This window comes from Pseudomonas sp. TWR2-1-1 (genome assembly GCF_049897045.1).
Lineage (GTDB): Bacteria > Pseudomonadota > Gammaproteobacteria > Pseudomonadales > Pseudomonadaceae > Aquipseudomonas > Aquipseudomonas versuta.
Window position 1 is genome coordinate 64,829 of the sequence record NZ_JAFCVM010000013.1, and the last position, 16,991, is coordinate 81,819.

Annotated in this window: 19 protein-coding genes; 10 read left to right on the top strand and 9 right to left on the bottom strand. The window is 58.5% G+C overall.

Going from position 1 to position 16,991, the window contains the following annotated elements:
• Positions 1–125: 125 nt before the first annotated feature.
• The gene (locus ACP7BO_RS23075) at positions 126–518 is read left to right on the top strand and encodes a hypothetical protein (protein WP_060693986.1); all 393 of its coding nucleotides are present in this window, start codon (positions 126–128) and stop codon (positions 516–518) included.
• Positions 519–543: 25 nt separating this feature from the next.
• Here the strand turns inward: ACP7BO_RS23075 and ACP7BO_RS23080 are convergent, their stop codons facing one another.
• Positions 544–1,266: a TorF family putative porin gene (locus ACP7BO_RS23080; protein WP_397454362.1), complete on the bottom strand. Its 723-nt coding sequence runs from the start codon at positions 1,264–1,266 to the stop codon at positions 544–546.
• A gap of 190 nt (positions 1,267–1,456) precedes the next feature.
• Positions 1,457–1,636: a hypothetical protein gene (locus ACP7BO_RS23085; protein ID WP_003441690.1), complete on the bottom strand. Its 180-nt coding sequence runs from the start codon at positions 1,634–1,636 to the stop codon at positions 1,457–1,459.
• A 356-nt stretch (positions 1,637–1,992) separates the two neighbouring features.
• Here ACP7BO_RS23085 and ACP7BO_RS23090 point away from each other — a divergent pair, with 356 nt between their 5' ends.
• The 3 genes from ACP7BO_RS23090 (at position 1,993) to ACP7BO_RS23100 (ending at position 4,253) form a co-directional block, all read left to right on the top strand.
• Positions 1,993–2,829: a CvfB family protein gene (locus ACP7BO_RS23090; RefSeq protein WP_426212878.1), complete on the top strand. Its 837-nt coding sequence runs from the start codon at positions 1,993–1,995 to the stop codon at positions 2,827–2,829.
• A gap of 21 nt (positions 2,830–2,850) precedes the next feature.
• On the top strand, positions 2,851–3,255 hold the full coding sequence (locus ACP7BO_RS23095) for a DUF2177 family protein (protein WP_426212879.1): 405 nt from the start codon (positions 2,851–2,853) through the stop codon (positions 3,253–3,255).
• A gap of 68 nt (positions 3,256–3,323) precedes the next feature.
• The gene (locus ACP7BO_RS23100) at positions 3,324–4,253 is read left to right on the top strand and encodes a DMT family transporter (protein WP_060693978.1); all 930 of its coding nucleotides are present in this window, start codon (positions 3,324–3,326) and stop codon (positions 4,251–4,253) included.
• Here the strand turns inward: ACP7BO_RS23100 and ACP7BO_RS23105 are convergent.
• Positions 4,201–5,382 carry an MFS transporter gene (locus ACP7BO_RS23105; protein WP_426212880.1) on the bottom strand — a complete coding sequence of 394 codons (1,182 nt, stop codon included), beginning with the start codon at positions 5,380–5,382 and terminating at the stop codon, positions 4,201–4,203. The genes ACP7BO_RS23100 and ACP7BO_RS23105 overlap by 53 nt on opposite strands.
• Before the next feature lie 104 nt (positions 5,383–5,486).
• On the opposite strand from ACP7BO_RS23105, the gene ptrR reads away from it, so the two are divergent.
• Positions 5,487–6,389: a putrescine utilization regulator PtrR gene (ptrR, locus tag ACP7BO_RS23110; RefSeq protein WP_397454358.1), complete on the top strand. Its 903-nt coding sequence runs from the start codon at positions 5,487–5,489 to the stop codon at positions 6,387–6,389.
• Positions 6,390–6,516: 127 nt separating this feature from the next.
• Positions 6,517–6,642 carry a PA1414 family protein gene (locus ACP7BO_RS23115; protein ID WP_003441703.1) on the top strand — a complete coding sequence of 42 codons (126 nt, stop codon included), beginning with the start codon at positions 6,517–6,519 and terminating at the stop codon, positions 6,640–6,642.
• 120 nt (positions 6,643–6,762) lie between these two features.
• Here ACP7BO_RS23115 and ACP7BO_RS23120 read toward each other — a convergent pair whose 3' ends face one another.
• The 4 genes from ACP7BO_RS23120 to speB are packed head-to-tail and all read right to left on the bottom strand — an operon-like array spanning position 6,763 to position 11,097.
• Positions 6,763–8,142 carry a sodium:solute symporter gene (locus ACP7BO_RS23120; RefSeq protein ID WP_060693971.1) on the bottom strand — a complete coding sequence of 460 codons (1,380 nt, stop codon included), beginning with the start codon at positions 8,140–8,142 and terminating at the stop codon, positions 6,763–6,765.
• A 36-nt stretch (positions 8,143–8,178) separates the two neighbouring features.
• A complete protein-coding gene (locus tag ACP7BO_RS23125) occupies positions 8,179–9,690 on the bottom strand; it encodes a purine-cytosine permease family protein (RefSeq protein WP_426212881.1) in 1,512 nt (503 codons plus the stop codon).
• Positions 9,691–9,711: 21 nt separating this feature from the next.
• Positions 9,712–10,137, bottom strand: coding sequence for a YybH family protein (locus ACP7BO_RS23130; protein ID WP_426212882.1), 426 nt, complete (start codon positions 10,135–10,137; stop codon positions 9,712–9,714).
• A 9-nt stretch (positions 10,138–10,146) separates the two neighbouring features.
• Positions 10,147–11,097 carry an agmatinase gene (gene speB, locus ACP7BO_RS23135; RefSeq protein ID WP_060693966.1) on the bottom strand — a complete coding sequence of 317 codons (951 nt, stop codon included), beginning with the start codon at positions 11,095–11,097 and terminating at the stop codon, positions 10,147–10,149.
• Positions 11,098–11,364: 267 nt separating this feature from the next.
• Here speB and ACP7BO_RS23140 point away from each other — a divergent pair, with 267 nt between their 5' ends.
• Positions 11,365–12,258 (top strand): LysR family transcriptional regulator, encoded by an 894-nt coding sequence (locus tag ACP7BO_RS23140; RefSeq protein ID WP_060693964.1) that lies wholly within the window; start codon positions 11,365–11,367, stop codon positions 12,256–12,258.
• 16 nt (positions 12,259–12,274) lie between these two features.
• Positions 12,275–12,883, top strand: coding sequence for a tRNA-uridine aminocarboxypropyltransferase (locus ACP7BO_RS23145; protein ID WP_426212883.1), 609 nt, complete (start codon positions 12,275–12,277; stop codon positions 12,881–12,883).
• Between the two features lie 79 nt (positions 12,884–12,962).
• On the opposite strand, the gene ACP7BO_RS23150 is transcribed toward ACP7BO_RS23145, so the two are convergent.
• Together ACP7BO_RS23150 and ACP7BO_RS23155 are read right to left on the bottom strand one after the other, a co-directional pair.
• Positions 12,963–13,361, bottom strand: coding sequence for a YbaN family protein (locus tag ACP7BO_RS23150; RefSeq protein ID WP_397454353.1), 399 nt, complete (start codon positions 13,359–13,361; stop codon positions 12,963–12,965).
• A 4-nt stretch (positions 13,362–13,365) separates the two neighbouring features.
• A complete protein-coding gene (locus ACP7BO_RS23155; protein ID WP_060693961.1) occupies positions 13,366–13,956 on the bottom strand; it encodes a YecA family protein in 591 nt (196 codons plus the stop codon).
• 272 nt (positions 13,957–14,228) lie between these two features.
• Here ACP7BO_RS23155 and recQ point away from each other — a divergent pair, with 272 nt between their 5' ends.
• Positions 14,229–16,358, top strand: a complete 2,130-nt coding sequence (gene recQ, locus ACP7BO_RS23160) for a DNA helicase RecQ (protein ID WP_426212884.1) — start codon at positions 14,229–14,231, stop codon at positions 16,356–16,358.
• A gap of 119 nt (positions 16,359–16,477) precedes the next feature.
• Positions 16,478–16,912: a MarR family transcriptional regulator gene (locus tag ACP7BO_RS23165; RefSeq protein ID WP_060693957.1), complete on the top strand. Its 435-nt coding sequence runs from the start codon at positions 16,478–16,480 to the stop codon at positions 16,910–16,912.
• The last annotated feature ends 79 nt before the right edge of the window (positions 16,913–16,991 follow it).

The window sequence follows — 16,991 nt, forward strand, 5'->3', positions numbered from 1 at the left end:
GCGGGGCTGGTTCGCATTGTCTGGAGGAGCGCTCACCCGTCAGCCAGAAAGCTGAACGTCCGCCCGGCGCGCCGGTCACTACTGATGAGGTCTTATTTCATCGAACCGTACGGAGCGTAAAGCTGATGACTACTTACAACTGGCCACTGATTGAACGTCTGCTGCATGAAGTACAGAACAGTGCAGGTGAAAACTTTGCGCCGCGTGCCTATGCCGAAGAGCACGCGGCTGCGCTGGCCGCCGCCGGGCAGCCGATTGGCAATCTGGATGACCTGAAGATGCAGGCTGCAGATTACGAGGCCTTGCTGCTAAAGCGCGGCTTTATCGAAGCGCGGCCGGAAGATGAGGGTGGCAATGGCGAAAACTTCATCCTGACCCCGCGTGGTGCCAGCTTGTTGAGCCTGATCGACAGCAGCATCCCGGGCAACGATCACCCGGTGCAGGTGCTTGATGAGCAAGCTGACGCGCTGGACCCACAGACCTTTGATGCGCTGGCGGCGAAGGCTCAGATAGCCTGAACAGGGTGGCGTAGCCTGCCGAGTGTCAGTAAAAAGACCGCTCGGCCTTGAAGGTCAGCAGGCCGTCGCACTGGCTGTTTTGCCCTGAGTAGGCGGAGCACTCACCGCCATCGAGGCTGGAATCGCTGTAGATCAGGTTCAGGTCGACCCCCATCCATGGGCGCGAGAGCTTCACTGACCAGTCATTGAAGGCGCGCACGCTGCCGCCGTCTGCGATGGACACTGGGGTACCCAGCTGGTGGGTGGTGTATTTCATGCTGACACCGATGCCAAAGGGCTGGTTGACGCCCAGGTCGGCAAACAGTGTGCTGTCACGCCGGTCCGGATCGTTGCTGAAGGCTGCGCCAAAACGGGTACCCAGGATCGTGAGGCCGGCAAAAATCTGCTGGCTGTCGAGTTCGTTGAGCTTGGGATAGCTGTAGTGGATCATCCCCAGCTCGTAGCTCAGGGTCTGGTCGAAAGGATGCTTGTAACCCAGGTAGGAATCGACTTCGAGGTTGCTGCCAGGCTTGATGCCCATGGTTGGCGCCCATTGCCCCGCATACCAGCCGCTGTCATGGCTCAGGTCCAGGCCGCCATGGAAGGTCGAACCGGAGCTGGTGGGCTTGACCAGCCCCTGGGCCATGCTGCGACTCGGCTGGGTGGCCAGCTTGAGGTCAAAGTCGCCAAGCTCGCGGGAAAATACCTGAGCATTGACCATGGTGCTGACCAGCAAAGATGCGGCCAGCAGTAACGCCTGTGTCAGCATGGTTCACTCCCTGATGGCTGGAAGGCTTGATCTAGAGGCTTTAGAGGATACGGATGTATGCCGGCGATCGAGTGCCGTTCGTCTATTTTTGCTGATCGGGAGAGAGGAGGCGGGCGGAACAAAGGGGCAGGTCGATAGTCCTAGCGCTTTGGAAGGCAAAGCGCATGAGGACCAGATGACGCGAGGGGTATTACTTTTTGCCGAGCGTGATTTGCTTGGACGGGCCAAATGTTTGGCCGCTGACGCCTTTATTGATTTGTTGAATCTCGCCGCCGGATTTCAAGAATGCTTCGATTTGTGCATTGATTGAATCACTGGTTTCAACTGCGGGAGCTGGCTTTGCTTTGCTGGCGGATGCTTTTACACGCATGGCGGCTATTGACCTGTAGAAAATAACTTGGTCAACGATAGTACCTGAAAGGCTTGACAATTGCTTGTTAAATATCTTCCTAAAATAAGGGAGGGGTTTTTCACGCTACATAATTGAAGGCTTAATAGTTCCCTAACTCGCTGTTTTAATTCACTACATCCGGCTTTTAAAAGCACAGCAGGGAGCAAGGATGGAGGGGCGGGACCGTTCACAGGGTGACGAGTGGCACCCGCACAGCGGGAAAAAAACCTGATAAATCAGGCCTGTCGCAGATTTTTTGTCTGCCGGGCTGCGGCGCTCCCGTTCACGCACCTAAACTCGGGTAGAATGCCGCCCACGTAATGAGGGTATTGGACATGGCTTTAATCGGTCGCTACAACAGTTTGCAAGTGGTTAAACACACCAACTTTGGTTTGTATCTGGACGGTGGGGCAGACGGTGAAATCCTGTTGCCCAATCGTTATATTCCCAAAGATATTCCAAGTGAAGATGAAGACTGGCTCAATGTCTTTGTTTATTTGGACAGTGCTGACAAGTTAATTGCCACCACTGAAAAACCAAAAGTTCAGGTGGGTGAGTTCGCCAGTCTTAAAGTGGTTGAAGTTAATAGCATTGGTGTCTTCCTCGATTGGGGGCTGCCTAAAGATTTGCTATTGCCGTATTCCGAAGAAAAACGCCAGATGACCGCCGGCGAATACGTGGTGGTGCATGTCTACCTCGACAAGCACACGCGCCGTATCACCGCGACTGCGCGTCTGGACCGCTACCTGGACAAGACCCCGCCGACTTATCAGGTGGGTCAGGAAGTTGATCTGTTGGTGGCCGAAGCCACGGACATGGGCTTTAAAGCCGTGATCAACAACAAGCACTGGGGCTTGATCCACAAGAACGAGATCTTCAAGTTCATGCGGGCGGGCAAGCAGGAAAAAGGCTACATCAAGGAAATTCGTGCTGATGGCAAGATCAGCCTGAGTCTGCAGCCGGTTGGCCAGGAAGCTGCCAGTAGCCTTAACTCGAAAATCCTCAGCAAGTTGCGCGATAACAACGGTGTGTTGCCGGTCAGCGACAAAAGTGCACCTGAAGTGATCAGCAATCTGTTTGGCGTCAGCAAGGGCAACTTCAAAAAAGCCATTGGCGCGCTATACAAGGAAGGCAAGATTGCGATTCATTCGGATCGCATCGAATTGATCTGATCCAGCACAAGGGGTGGTGACATGAGAAAAGCGGTATGGGCGTATGCCGGTGTGTTACTGGCTTTTCTTGTGCTCGACGGCCTCTGGCTGGGCGTGCTCATGAGCTCTACCTACAGGGAGCTTTTGGGCCCGCTGATGCTGGCGCGGCCCAAGTGGGGGCCTGCTGTGGCGTTCTACCTGCTGTATGTATCGGGCGTGGTGTTCTTTGTCGTGTTGCCGGCCCTGGGGCGGGGCAGTGCGCGCCGGGCCGCAGTCAGCGGTGCGTTCTTCGGGCTGGTGGCCTATGGCACCTACGACATGACCAACTGGGCGACCCTGCAAGGCTGGTCGGCCCAGTTGGCCTTGATGGACATGGCATGGGGCGGGTTATTGACTTGCCTGGCCTCACTGTCGGGTTACTGGACGGCGTGCAAGCTGGCGGTCTGACCCTGCCCTGTAATACATGAGCAACAATTTTTTGATCTTCCCGGGTCGTGGCTTTTTCAGGTGGTGCTATGAGTGTTACGCGGCGGGCAACGGATGCTTTCGCACTGCAAGTCATGCTTGGCTTGTGCCTGATCTGGGGGGTGCAACAGGTCGTGATCAAGACGGCAGCCCCCGACATAGCCCCCGTGATGCAGGCCGCCGCACGTTCCGGCATCGCGGCGCTGCTGGTAGGCTTGCTGATCTGCTGGAAGGGCGGCTGGAGTCAGGTTCCACACACCTGGCGCGGTGGCCTGCTGGCGGGCAGCCTGTTCGGTCTTGAGTTCTTCTTTATTGCCCAAGGACTGCAACTGACCAGCGCCGCGCACATGTCGGTATTCCTCTATACCGCACCCATCTTTACTGCCCTGGGAATTAACTGGCTATTGCCAAGCGAGCGTTTGCGACCGTTGCAATGGCTGGGTATTTTTCTCGCGTTTCTGGGTATCGCCTTTTCCTTTGCCGGCGGGATTTCTTTTGCCGACATGGACCGCAACATGTTGCTGGGTGACGCCTACGGTATTTTGGCGGGCATGGCCTGGGGTGCGACCACGGTAGTGGTACGCGGCTCCCGGTTATCCGAGGCGCCGGTGACGTTGACCCTGTTTTACCAGCTGATTGTCGGCTTTGTGGGGCTATTGGTGATTGCCGCCGCCAGCGGGCAGATCAGTCATGTCAGCCTTACCGGCGTGGCGGTGGCCAGCGTCCTGTTCCAGGGGCTGGTGGTGTCGTTCTTCAGCTACCTGGTGTGGTTCTGGCTGCTCAAGCGCTATATGGCCTCCAATCTGGCAGTGTTCTCGTTTATGACGCCCTTGTTCGGCGTCACATTCGGGGTGCTGATTCTGGGCGAGCCCTTGAGCTTCAACTTCGTGGTGGGGGCTGTGCTGGTGCTGTTCGGCATCACCTTTGTCAGTGCGGAGCAGTGGATGCGTCGCAGGCTGCGGGCACTGCTGGGGCACTGACTGACCGCCAGGCCAGCAATCCGGCCAGCAACAGTCCGCTGGCAGCGATGAGTAGCGCCGGGTGCAGTGTTCCACTGAAATGGCTGCTGAGCGCGGCCAGCAATGGACCGGTTAGTTGTCCCACGGCAAAGCAGGCAGTGAGCAAGGCCGCGTTACGCTGCGTTGCGTGAGGGGCCAGCTCCCTGGAGCGTTGCATGACCAGTGGCATGCAGGCCAAAAAGGGTGTTCCGCACAGGATTACCCCCAGTGCCAGGCCGGTACTGCTCGGCAACAGGCACGCCAGCACGCCCAGTGCCTGAATCCATAGCCCGCCCATTAACCACAACCCCGTGGTACCCGGGGTGGGCCGGCGCAAGCTGATCAGCACCACACCTATTGCTGCGCACAACCCGAAGGCGGGCCAGAACAAGTCCGCTTGCCATTGCCCATGGAACCGGGCGTTGGCCATTTGTGACAAAAATGTCGCCGGAATGATGTAGCCCAAACCATAGAGCCCATAAATTGCCCCAAGGCGGCCAATGCCGGGCTGGCGGGTGCCTGGCTGCGGGGTGTGCGGCTGGGCTGGCAGAGTGGCCGGTTGCGGCAGAATCGGCATGATCGCCAGCACCATGAGCAGTGCCGCCGCGGCGTAAATCAGCCAGAGCGTGGCCGAGTTTTGCCCCAGAACGTTGGAAGCCAGGGCCAGCAGACCGGTGAGCAGAACCCCCACCCCGGGACCTGCAAAGACCAGCGCCCCCAGGCGTGGACGATTAGCCGTTACGGCTATGTGCTGGCTCAGTGACGTAATCATCACCATGACCCAGGCGCTGGCAATCCCGGCTCCAAAGCGTAATAGCAGATGCGGCCAGAAGCCTTGGGCCCAGAACGAAATCAGGGTCAGCGCCACGCACAGCCATAGTCCGCCGTGCAGGCGGCCCCGCACCTGGCCCGGGCGCCTGGCGCGGATGGCGTCCAGTGCGCCGATCAGATAACCCAGATAGTTGGCGGCCGCGATCAGGCCGGCACCGGTCAGATCTATCTGGCCTTCACTGATCAAATGCGGCAGTTGTGGGGTCAGGGAGAAGCGGCCAATACCCATGGCCATGATGAGCGCGATGAAGCTGGCTAGCAGGCGGATGAAGGGGGACATGCTGCTGTTTCCTTAAGAGAAGTCATTGACCGTCAGGCTAGAGGACATTGACTTTCCTTAAAAATGAATAATAGTGACCTACTTGTTCTGTTTTGGAGAATATCGTGGAGTTCAGCCAATTACGGATTTTTCAGGCAGTGGCCGAAGAAGGTTCGATCACCCGTGCGGCTGAGCGCCTGCACCGGGTTCCATCCAATCTGTCGACACGGCTCAAGCAGCTGGAAGAGCAGATGGGGGTCGAACTGTTTATGCGCGAGCGTCAGCGCCTGCAATTGTCCCCCGCTGGCAAGGTACTGCTCGATTACGCCGCGCGCCTGTTTGCCCTGCATGATGAAGCGCTGAGTGCCGTACAGGGTGGTGTTCCTTGCGGCAAATTTACCCTGGGCACGATGTACAGCACGGCAGCGACTCATTTGCCGAGTTTGTTGGCGCATTACCACCGCACCTACCCGGCCGTGAATTTGCACGTGCAGTCGGCCCCCAGCGGCGAATTGCTGGAAGGCTTGCTGACCGGGCGTCTGGATGCCGCGTTGGTAGATGGCCCGCTGGAACTGGCCGGGCTGGACGGTATCGAGTATTGCGAAGAGACCCTGGTACTGATCAGCGATCTGGATCACCCGCCCATTACCCGGGCCCGGGATGTGCAGGGGCACGAGGTATTTGCTTTTCGTCAGGGGTGTTCGTATCGGGCGCGGCTTGAGGCCTGGTATGCAGGCGACCGTGCAGCGATGGGGCGGGTGATGGAAATTGAATCCTATCAGGGCATGTTGGCGTGCGTAGTCGCAGGATCAGGTGTGGCGTTGATGCCGGCGTCGATGCTCGCCAGCTTGCCGGGGCACGAAAATGTAGGCGTACACCCCTTGAAACAACCTTTTGCCAGCACCACAACATGGTTGATGTGGCGAAAAGGCATGACGGGCGCCAACCTGAATGCGTGGATCGAGCTTCAGCAGGCACGCAGGCCGTTGAACGCTGCAGTTTCGACGAAATTGCAGGCGACTGCATAAAGTAGAAATGTGCGGGATTAGCCTAAAGTTCATTGACCTTAAGCAAGCATCTTGTAGGACTTAGGACTATTATCAGTGCGAAGCGACAACAGAATTCCCGTCGCCAGAGTGACCCCAAGGGGGATATATGAAAGACAAACTGCAAACATGGCTTCATGACGTCGGTGTTGCGCTCGGTCTGATCGAGCCGCCACTGCAACCCGTACCGATCCCGGTCGAGGATCCTCGTCGTCGGCCACAGCGTCGCCGCTAAGCCAGCGATCAGGCTGCTGGCAGCCGGTCATGCGTTGTACTGATCCTTGGTTGCGAGGCAGCCAAGGTGCTGCAGTAAAAAAAGGGGTACGCCCGACGTACCCCCTGAAGAAAACCTCTATCAGATGGCGCTGGCCAATGTGGCCGGGCGTCGATCCAGCAGGCTGACCACCACAAAGCTGAGCAGAGCCACACCCAGGCTGTAATAGATCGGCGTGTTGGCTTCCAGACCATCCTTGAACATAAATACCAGCGCGGTGACAAAACCCAGGCTCATGCTGGAGATTGCGCCGGCTGTGGTGGCGCGCTTCCAGAAAATCGCCCCGATCAATGGCACCAGCATGCCGCCAACCAGCAGGTTGTAGGCCAGGGTTAGAGCGCTGATCACATCGTTGACCACCAGAGCAATGGCCAGCACCGCAAACCCGGTCAGCATGGTGAACAGACGATTGATATTCAGGCTCGACTGCTTGCCACCGCGCAACTTGGGCAGCAGGTCTTCGGTCAGTACCGTGGAGGCGGCCAGCAAGCCTGCGCTGGCAGTCGACATCATGGCCGCCAGTGCGGCAGCAATCACCAGCCCGCGAATGCCGTCCGGCAGCGAAACCTTGACGATGGCAGCGAACGCATTATTCACGTTGTCCAGGTCCGGGATCAGCACGTGGGCAGCCATGCCGATCAGGGCGCAGGTCAGGCCATAAAGGATGCAATAGAAGCCGGCGAAGGTACCGGCATACTTGGCCACTTTGGCGGTTTTTGCGGTAAACACCCGTTGCCAGATGTCCTGACCGATCAGGATGCCGAAAAAGTAAATCATGAAGTAGGTGACGATCGTGTCCCAGCCGATACTGGTGAAGCTGAAGTTCGAGGCGGGCAACTTGCTGACCAGTTCATCCCAGCCGCCGACACGGTAAAGGCAAATCGGCAGCAGGACAAACATCAGGCCGACGGTCTTGATCACGAACTGCACGATGTCCGTCAGGGTCAGCGACCACATGCCACCAATGGTGGAATACACCACCACAACGCCACCGCCCAGCAGCACCGAAACCCAGAACGGCAGGTCAAACAGCACCTCTAGAACGGTGCCGATGGCCAGAATCGAGGTCACGCCAATCATCAGCGCGTAGGCCAGCATGATCACTGCGCTGGCCTGGCGGGCCATCGGGTTGTAACGCTTTTCCAGCACCTGGGTCACGGTGAAAATTTTCAGCTTGAGCAGCGGCTTGGCCAGAAACAGGTTGAGCGCAATGATCCCGCAGCCCAGTGCGGCGCACAGCCAGAAACCGGAAATCCCGTGTACATAGCCCAGGCGTACAGTGCCGACAGTGGAGGCGCCGCCGAGTACGGTCGCAGCCATGGTGCCCATGTACAGGGTCGGACCCAGGTTGCGACCGGCAACCAGATAGTCTTCGTGGGTTTTTGCCTTGCGCATGCCGTAGTAACCCAACACAAGCATTGCCGCTGCGTAGATCAGGACGACCAGTAGATCTAAAGCCATGATGGCGAGTCTCCAATTATTTTTTTTATGAGGCTGTCAGGCGATTTGTGGCATCGCCGCTTTTACGGCTGCTGTCTTTGGGGTGCTGCGTGGATCGAGGGGGCCGAACACGCAAGACGGTTCGGGGAAGAGGCTGAGCAGGGCCAGGTACACCATCGACGCAAGGCCCAGGGTTACCGGCAGGCTGATATCAATGCCTTCGGCCAGATTGCCCAGCGGTCCGACGAACTGGCCCGGCAGGTTGACGAAGCACAAGCCCACCAGCGCACTGGGAATCCAGGCGCCCAGGCCGCGCCAGTTCCAGCCATGGGTGAACCAGTAGCGGCCCCCGCTTTCCGAGCGGGTGAACACTTGCAAGTCATCCGGGCAATAGAAGCCGCGACGTTTGATCAGGCCAATGATCATGATCACCATCCACGGGGTGGTGCAGGTGATGATCAGCACGGCAAAGGTCGATACGCTCTGCACCAGGTTGGCAGCGAAGCGTCCGATAAAGATGAAGGCAATCGACATCACGCCGATCAGCAATGTCGCTTTTACCCGTGTCAGCACTCGTGGGAACACGCTGGACAGGTCCAGGCCGGTGCCATACAGCGAAGTAGTTCCGGTCGACATGCCACCGATCAGCGCGATCAGGCACACCGGCAGGAAAAACCAGCTTGGAGACACGGCCAGCAGGCCGCCGACATAGTTATTGGCGGCGATATAGTCCGGCGCTTTGCTCGCCACAATGGTTGCCGTGGCCAGGCCAAACAGAAACGGGATCAGGGTAGCAATCTGCGCGGCAATCACCGCCAGCATGATGCGACGCTTGGGTGTGGTGCGAGGGATGTAGCGTGACCAGTCTCCGAGGAATGCACCGAAGGAAATCGGGTTGCTCATGGCCACCAGCGCGGCGCCGATAAAGGCTGCCCAAAAACCGCTCTGGCCGAGCGCGATACTGCCGGCGAACTGGCTGTCGAATGCCGGGGCAAAAGCGAAGACGCCCAGCAGGAACAACAGACTGGCGGCCCACACTGCAATGCGGTTGACCCACAACATGAAGCGAAAGCCGTAGATGCATACCGTCAGCACCAGCACCGCGAACACACCGTAGGCCAGGCCCAGGCTAAGGTCGGTTTCCGGAATACCGATCATGCGTTTGGCCCCGCCGATCAACGCATCCCCGGAGCTCCACACTGACAATGAGAAGAAGGCGATGGCCGTCAGCAGGGACAGGAACGAGCCGACAATCCGGCCGTGCACACCGAAATGCGCACCGGAAGACACAGCGTTGCTGGTGCCGTTGAGTGGGCCGAACAAGCCCATGGGCGCCAGAATCAGCGAACCCAGCAATACGCCGAGCACAATTGCCCAGGCGCCTGCCTGAAACGACAAACCAAACAGCACGGGGAAACTGCCAAGCACGGCGGTGGCAAAGGTGTTGGCGCCGCCGAAGATCAAGCGAAACAAATCGCCGGGCCTGGCGCTGCGTTCATTGTCCGGAATCTGTTCGACGCCGTGGGTTTCTATTTGACGCACATTATTCTGCTTGTTTTTATTATTCATGATCAGTTCCGGTCACATTGGCTAAGGGGGCGGCAGCCCTTCCGGCATATCGGATAAATGTTCATGACAGGCCAGCCACAGGCCTTGTTGTTCTTGTGTGCGAGATCCCTGTCTCTTGAAGACGATGGTCTCGCGTTCCTGGCTAAAAAATTGCTCCCCTTGCATGCGCAGCTCGGTGGTCACGTCATGCACAAACACCGCCACGTCACCTTGCAGGCTGACAAAGGCGTTGCTCGAGATGCATGAGAGCACCTCGAATCCTTCCTCCCGGCGCCAGCTGTCCCACAAGGCCTGATAGGCGTCGCGAGTCAGCAGGGGGCGGGGCAAGGTGTAAAACACAAAGCTGGCGTCGGCGCTGAACGCGCCGAAATAGGCTTCACGATCATTACGCGCGAATGCCGACACCAGATTTGCCGCGGCACGCAAAACCTCATCACGTTCGCTCATGGTCAAGTCTCAGCGGTGCACAACGCCGGGAAGTACGCAGAGCATTTCGTAGAGCAGGTTGGCGCCCAGGAGCGAGGTATTGCCGGTGGTGTCGTAAGGCGGCGAGACTTCTACCAGATCACCGCCAACCAGGTCGAGGCCCTGGCAGCCGCGAATGATCTCAATTGCCTGAATAGTGGTCAGACCGCCGATTTCCGGGGTGCCGGTGCCGGGTGCCCAGGCAGGGTCGATACCGTCGATGTCAAAGCTGAGGTACACCGGACCGTTGCCGACTTTTTCCCGGACTTCGGCCATCAGGGGGGCCAGCGACTTGTGCCAGCATTCTTCGGCCTGTACTACGCGAAAGCCCTGGGTGCGGCACCAGTTAAAGTCTTCTGCGGTGTAACCCTGTGCCCGCAGGCCGATCTGTACCACGCGGTCACAGTCCAGCAGACCTTCTTCAACGGCGCGGCGGAAGGTGGTGCCGTGGGCGATTTTCTCGCCGAACATGTGGTCGTTCACATCGGCGTGGGCATCGATGTGGACCAGGCCTACCTTGCCGTGCTTTTTATGAATGGCCCGCAGGATAGGCAGGGTGATGGTGTGATCGCCGCCCATGGTCAGGGGGATGACATCGTGCTCAAGAATGTCGTCGTATGCTTCTTCGATGATGCGCACCGAATCCAGCAAATTGAAGGTGTTGATTGCCACATCACCGATATCAGCCACCGATAGCGAGTCGAACGGTGCGGCGCCGGTAGCCATGTTGTAGGGGCGGATCATGACCGATTCAGCGCGGATTTCGCGAGGTCCGAAACGGGTGCCGGGGCGCAGCGAGGTGCCGATATCCAGTGGTACGCCGATAAATGCGACGTCCAGCCCTTTGGCCGACTCCAGGTGGGGCAGGCGCAACATGGTGGCTATGCCGCCAAAGCGCGGCATTTCGTTGCCGCCCAGTGGTTGATGAAGAATTTTGTCCACGGCAGAGGCCTCGTTGTTTGTTATGGGTATGGCGGCCGATTCTGCGAAAGGAGGGGGGCTGAAAGAATCGCTAGGGGCAAATACTTAGTTCATGTTTTTCTAAACTAATGCTGGGGCTCGGGGTAGAATTTGCCGCGTGAATCCTGCAGGGCCGATGTGGGACCTGGTTTGCAATCTGGTGTACACGAGAGCCCGGGTTGAGGCGCTGGCACGCCAGCTTCCTCAGGTTGAATGTGTTTTTTGTTCCGCCTAATCATGTGAGTCTTTATGGCCAGCGCTTTACCTGATCTAAAACTATTGCGAATTTTTACCAGCGTGGTCAGGCACCAGGGGTTTGCCAATGCCCAGCAGGCACTCAACCTGTCGACCTCGGCCATCAGTACTTACATGAGCCAGCTCGAATCCAATCTGGGGCTGGTGCTGTGCCATCGCGGCCGGGGCGGGTTCAGCCTCACCAGCAAGGGCGAGTTGTTTCATCAGGAAACATTGCGCCTGCTGGGTGAACTGGAGGGGTTTGAGCAATATGCCGCAGCGCTCAAGGGCGAGTTGCGCGGCACCCTGAATCTGGGCGTGATCGATTCCACAGTCAGCGATAAAGCGCTGCCGTTTGCCCAGGCCATTGGTGACTACAGCCAGGAACACCCGGCGGTGCATTTGCACCTGTCCGTGATGAGCCCGTATGAATTACAGCTCGGCGTGCAGGACAATCGTCTGGATCTGGCCATCGGGGCGTTCTCTACGCGCATGAGCGGTCTGGTCTATCAGCCGCTGTATCGCGAGCAGCACTGGCTGTATTGCAGCACGCGGCATCCCTTGTTTACTGAGCGACGTATTCCGGAGCCGGTGATCACTCAGCAGCGCATGGTCGGACGCGGTTACTGGAGCCAGGCCGAGCTGGCACGCCACGGCTTCAAGCACAGTGCAGCGACAGTCGACAGCATGGAGGCGCAGCTGATTCTGGTGTTATCGGGCGCCTACATTGGCTATCTGCCGGAGCACTACGCCGAGCCTTGGGTGGAGAAGGGGGATTTGCGCGTGCTGTTGCCGGCGACCTTTGGTTATCAGGCGCCGTTCTCGATGATCGTGCGCCGTGGTCGCAGTCGCGAGCCGTTGATTCAAACATTCCGCGACCTGCTCAAAGCCCAGCTTAATCAACCTTGAACGAGATTCAACTGTTATGTCCCGAGCCCAATGCTCTCGCTGCCTGCGCCCGCAAACCCATTGCCTGTGCGCCTTGATCCCGCAGCTGGACAGTCGCACCCGGGTGTTGCTGTTACAGCATCCGAGCGAAGTCGGCCATGCGCTCAATACTGCGCGCTTGGCGGATCTTGGTCTGCTTAACGCTGAGCTGCGGGTGGGGGAGGTCTTTGAGGATTTGGCCACTTTGCTCAATCCTCCGGGGTATCAGGCGCGGTTGTTGTTCCCGGGAGAAGACGCACAACTGATCGACACTGCCGAACCGTCTGACGAAAGCCTGCCATGGCTGCTGGTGGTTCCGGACGGTACGTGGCGCAAGGCGCGCAAGCTGCTGCATCTGAACCCGCTGCTGGCGCAGTTGCCCAGGGCCACGCTGCCCGAAGGCGCTGTGTCGCGCTACCGGTTGCGCAAGGCGCCCGGCCCGGGAGCGTTGTCGACCCTGGAAGCGATCGTGCAAGCGCTGGAGATCCTGGAGGCGCCGACCTCTTTTGCGCCTTTACTGCGCCCGTTCGAAGCGCTGATTGAAGGCCAGATCGAGGCGATGGGCGCGGATACCTACCAGCGCAACCACGGCGATAAAACCGTATAAAAAACCGTAGGCGCGAGCTGTTCTGTCAAAACGGCAATAGCTCGCGAGCAAGCTCGCTCCTACAGGTGTTGGATGCGTCTCAGGGTTTTTCGAGAGTTTTCTGGCGCAGGATGTAAATGCTCACCAGCACGGCGCTGGTCAACATGAAGCCCCGGGCCCAAGGCAGCGGCACCAGGTAGCAGGACAGGCCAATACTCAGCCACATCAGGCCAATGGCGTAGACCTTGCCCTTGAGCGGAATGCCGTTGCCATCAAGATAGTCGCGGATCCATGGCCCGAGCCTCGGGTGCTCGACCAGCCATTGATAAAAACGCGGTGAGCTTCGCGCAAAGCATGCGGCAGCCAATAACAGGAAGGGGGTGGTGGGTAACACCGGCAGGAAGATACCAATAACCCCCAGCGCTACGCTCAGCCAGCCGATGGCAAACAGTGCGTAGCGCAGCAACCGCGAACGGTTGCCGGCAGGGGGCTGAATCACTTTATCAGTGGTGGCGAGGCTTGAGGATCGCCGGCTTTTCGTCTGGCGCGTTGCACAACAGGTACAGAGCGGTCAGTGCTTCCGGAATCTGAACGATCATGTCGTCCATCAGGTTGGCGTCCTGGGCGATGTCTGCAAATTCTGGCTGATCATCAAACAGGCCGGAACCGACCATGATCGGCAGCAGCATTTCACTGACTTCTTCTTCGGCGGTTTCGAACCAGGCAGATTCGCGGGTAAATACGCCTTCCATGAAGCCGATACACCAGCCACGCAGATCGGAATCATCCGGGTCATCGCCCAGATCCAGATCGCAAGGCAGTTCGAATTCTTCGTCGGAAGCCAGTTGGCGAGCGATGTGGGCCTTGAGTTGAATCAGGGTGGCTTCGATCTCTGCACGCTGGGCGTCGTCTTTGTAGTGAGGCGCTTCTTCCGAGAAGATGGCATCAATCCATTCACGCTCAGGTACTGCTTCAGAGCAGATGGAAAGGGCTGTCAGAAAACCGTGGGTGGCCACGTAGTCCAGCGCCTCGTCATGCAGCTCGTCGGCGTCGAGGAAGACTTGCAGGCGGGTTAGTTGCTCAGCGAAGGACATTGAAGGACTACCTAGAAAATAAACAATAACGAATTCTAGGCTTTCTTGAGCGCCCAAGCCAGTCGCAGGGCACATTTGGCCTCACTTCCCGGTGATCGGTCGTGCAATCACAGCGCCCTGCGGGGCAGAGTGCTCGGGTATACTGCCGCGTTTTGTGATGCCCTGCAGTGAATGCAGCGGGTCCAGCGCCCTGCGCCCGAGCTTTCGAACGAGCTTGAGGCCGCGCCGGATACCGCTTGTGCAGGGGTGTTTCGGCGATTTCTGGAGTTTTTATGCTCGAACAGGCTCAACGCGTACTCAAAGACATCTTCGGCTACGACAGTTTCCGTGGTCGTCAGGGTGAGATTATTGAGCGCGTGGCCAGTGGTGGCGACGCTTTGGTCCTGATGCCTACCGGCGGCGGCAAGTCCTTGTGCTTCCAGGTGCCTGCACTGCTGCGCGATGGCCTGGCCGTGGTGGTCTCGCCCTTGATCGCGTTGATGGACGATCAGGTGGCAACCCTTGAAGAGCTTGGGGTGGCGGCTGCGGCCTTGAACTCAACGCTCAGTGCCGAGCAACAGCGCGACCTGGCGAACCGGATCAAGCGCGGCGAAATCAAAATGCTGTACCTGGCACCTGAGCGCCTGGTACAGCCACGCATGATGGCTTTTTTGCAGAGCCTGGATATCGCACTGTTCGCTATCGACGAAGCGCATTGCGTGTCCCAGTGGGGCCACGACTTCCGCCCCGAATACCTGCAACTGGGCCAGTTGGCCGAAGTATTCCCCAATGTGCCGCGGATTGCCCTGACGGCCACGGCAGACAAGCGTACCCGCGAAGAAATCGTTACCCGCCTGCACTTGCAGAACGCCGAGCGCTTTTTGTCGAGCTTCGACCGGCCCAACATTTTTTACCGCATCGTGCCCAAGGAACAGCCGCGCAAGCAGTTGCTGGCCTTCCTTTCCGAGCGTCGCAGCGACGCGGGCATCGTCTATTGCCTGTCGCGCAAAAAAGTCGATGAAGTGGCGCAGTTCCTGTGTGCTCAGGGCTTCCCGGCATTGCCGTATCACGCCGGCCTGCCGAGTGAAACGCGTGCGGCCAACCAGAAGCGCTTCCTCAATGAGGAAGGGCTGATCATGGTGGCGACCATCGCATTCGGCATGGGCATTGATAAATCTAACGTGCGGTTTGTCGCGCATCTGGATTTGCCCAAGTCCCTTGAGGCTTATTACCAGGAAACCGGCCGGGCAGGGCGTGATGGCTTGCCCGCCGATGCGTGGATGGCCTACGGCCTGCAAGACGTGGTGATGCTCAAGCAAATGCTGCAAAACTCCGAGGGAGACGAGCGGCACAAGCGCCTGGAGCACCACAAGCTGGATGCCATGCTGTCTTTGTGTGAAGAGACCCGCTGCCGTCGTCAGACGTTGCTCGCGTATTTTGACGAAGACATGCCGCAGCCCTGTGGGCATTGCGACAACTGTGTGGATGGCGTGCAAACCTGGGATGCCACCGAGCCAGCGCGCCAGGCGTTGTCGGCGATTTATCGCACAGGCCAGCGCTATGGCACCGGTCACTTGATCGACGTGTTGCTGGGCCGGGAAAACGAAAAAACCCGCAGCATGGGGCATCAGCATTTATCTGTATTCGGTGTGGGCAAAGCCCGGGCCGAAGGTGAATGGCGCACTTTGTTCCGTCAATTGGTGGCGCGTGGTCTGGCCGATATTGATATCGAAGGCTACGGCGGCTTGCGCTTAAGCGACAGTTGCCGGCCGTTGCTGCGTGGCGAAGTGACGCTGGAACTGCGGCGCGAGCTCAAGCCGCAAACCACGGTCAAAAGCAGCTCTGCCAGCCCGGCCAGCCAATTGGTCCGTGGCGAAGAGCGCGAGCAGTGGGAAGCCCTGCGTGCCTTGCGCCGCAAACTGGCCGAAGAGCACGGTGTGCCGCCTTACGTCATCTTCCCCGACTCGACCCTGCTGGAAATGTTGCGCAGCCAGCCCACCTCGTTGTCCGAGATGGCAACGGTCAGTGGCGTGGGTGCGCGCAAGCTGGAGCGCTACGGCGAGGCTTTCCTCGAGGTCCTGGGCGGGCAGGCCGAAACCCCGAAAGTGGTGGCCGATATCCGCCACGAGCTGATCAGCCTGGCCCGTGCCGGTATGACCCCGTTGCAGATTTCCGGGCAGTTGCAGTGTTCTGAAAAGAACGTGTACACCATGCTGGCTGAAGCGATCGGTCGTCAGGAGTTGTCCCTGGAGCAAGCTCTGGACTTGCCCGAGGACTTGATGGGCGAAGTGCAGGACGCGTTCCTGGATGGAGAGGGCGAGCTGCCGAGCGTGGCCAGTATTGCCGAACAATTTAAAGGCCGGGTACCTGAAGGCGTACTGTATTGCGTGCGGGCAGCACTGCAAGCCGAGTTCGAAATGTAGCGCTGGTTATTGATATGAAACGAATTGATTGACATACAGGCCTTGCCTATGAGCAAACGTCATGCTTAGCTGGCTAACAATCAATTTCACTATTTTTCAGTCTAACCATTGAGTTTTTTATGCCTTTAACCGATCAACACCGTTTCGGCATGCAGTTGGCCCAAATGTCCCGTGGCTGGCGTGCCGAGCTGGATCGTCGACTTGCAGGCCTTGGTTTATCGCAAGCGCGCTGGCTGGTACTGCTGCACTTGGCGCGTTTTGAAGGCGTGCCAACCCAGCGCGAACTGGCCCAGAGCGTCGGAGTTGAAGGTCCGACCCTGGCCCGCTTGCTTGATAGCCTTGAAGCCCAAGGGCTGGTGCAGCGTCACGCAGTCGCGGAAGACCGGCGAGCCAAAAAGATCGTATTGAGTGATACCGCCCGGCCATTGATCGCACAGATCGAAGCCATTGCCACTGCGTTGCGTCAGGAGCTGTTTGTAGGCGTTGACGAAGAAGAGCAGCGCATCTGCATGCGAGTGCACCAGCGCATCCTGGATAACCTCGAAAAACAATGATCACAACCCTGTAGGAGCGAGCTTGCTCGCGCGCGGGAGGGGGTCGCGCGCCCCCGGCCGCACAACCGGGGTTTAGTAA

Excerpts from the sequence above, each read along its gene's own strand:
- ACP7BO_RS23075 (WP_060693986.1), top strand. The coding sequence starts at position 126 with ATGACTACTTACAACTGGCCACTGATTGAACGTCTGCTGCATGAAGTA.
- ACP7BO_RS23080 (WP_397454362.1), bottom strand. The coding sequence starts at position 1,266 with ATGCTGACACAGGCGTTACTGCTGGCCGCATCTTTGCTGGTCAGCACC.
- ACP7BO_RS23085 (WP_003441690.1), bottom strand. The coding sequence starts at position 1,636 with ATGCGTGTAAAAGCATCCGCCAGCAAAGCAAAGCCAGCTCCCGCAGTT.
- ACP7BO_RS23090 (WP_426212878.1), top strand. The coding sequence starts at position 1,993 with ATGGCTTTAATCGGTCGCTACAACAGTTTGCAAGTGGTTAAACACACC.
- ACP7BO_RS23095 (WP_426212879.1), top strand. The coding sequence starts at position 2,851 with ATGAGAAAAGCGGTATGGGCGTATGCCGGTGTGTTACTGGCTTTTCTT.
- ACP7BO_RS23100 (WP_060693978.1), top strand. The coding sequence starts at position 3,324 with ATGAGTGTTACGCGGCGGGCAACGGATGCTTTCGCACTGCAAGTCATG.
- ACP7BO_RS23105 (WP_426212880.1), bottom strand. The coding sequence starts at position 5,382 with ATGTCCCCCTTCATCCGCCTGCTAGCCAGCTTCATCGCGCTCATCATG.
- ACP7BO_RS23115 (WP_003441703.1), top strand. The coding sequence starts at position 6,517 with ATGAAAGACAAACTGCAAACATGGCTTCATGACGTCGGTGTTGCGCTC.
- ACP7BO_RS23120 (WP_060693971.1), bottom strand. The coding sequence starts at position 8,142 with ATGGCTTTAGATCTACTGGTCGTCCTGATCTACGCAGCGGCAATGCTT.
- ACP7BO_RS23125 (WP_426212881.1), bottom strand. The coding sequence starts at position 9,690 with ATGAATAATAAAAACAAGCAGAATAATGTGCGTCAAATAGAAACCCAC.
- ACP7BO_RS23130 (WP_426212882.1), bottom strand. The coding sequence starts at position 10,137 with ATGAGCGAACGTGATGAGGTTTTGCGTGCCGCGGCAAATCTGGTGTCG.
- ACP7BO_RS23140 (WP_060693964.1), top strand. The coding sequence starts at position 11,365 with ATGGCCAGCGCTTTACCTGATCTAAAACTATTGCGAATTTTTACCAGC.
- ACP7BO_RS23145 (WP_426212883.1), top strand. The coding sequence starts at position 12,275 with ATGTCCCGAGCCCAATGCTCTCGCTGCCTGCGCCCGCAAACCCATTGC.
- ACP7BO_RS23155 (WP_060693961.1), bottom strand. The coding sequence starts at position 13,956 with ATGTCCTTCGCTGAGCAACTAACCCGCCTGCAAGTCTTCCTCGACGCC.
- recQ (WP_426212884.1), top strand. The coding sequence starts at position 14,229 with ATGCTCGAACAGGCTCAACGCGTACTCAAAGACATCTTCGGCTACGAC.
- ACP7BO_RS23165 (WP_060693957.1), top strand. The coding sequence starts at position 16,478 with ATGCCTTTAACCGATCAACACCGTTTCGGCATGCAGTTGGCCCAAATG.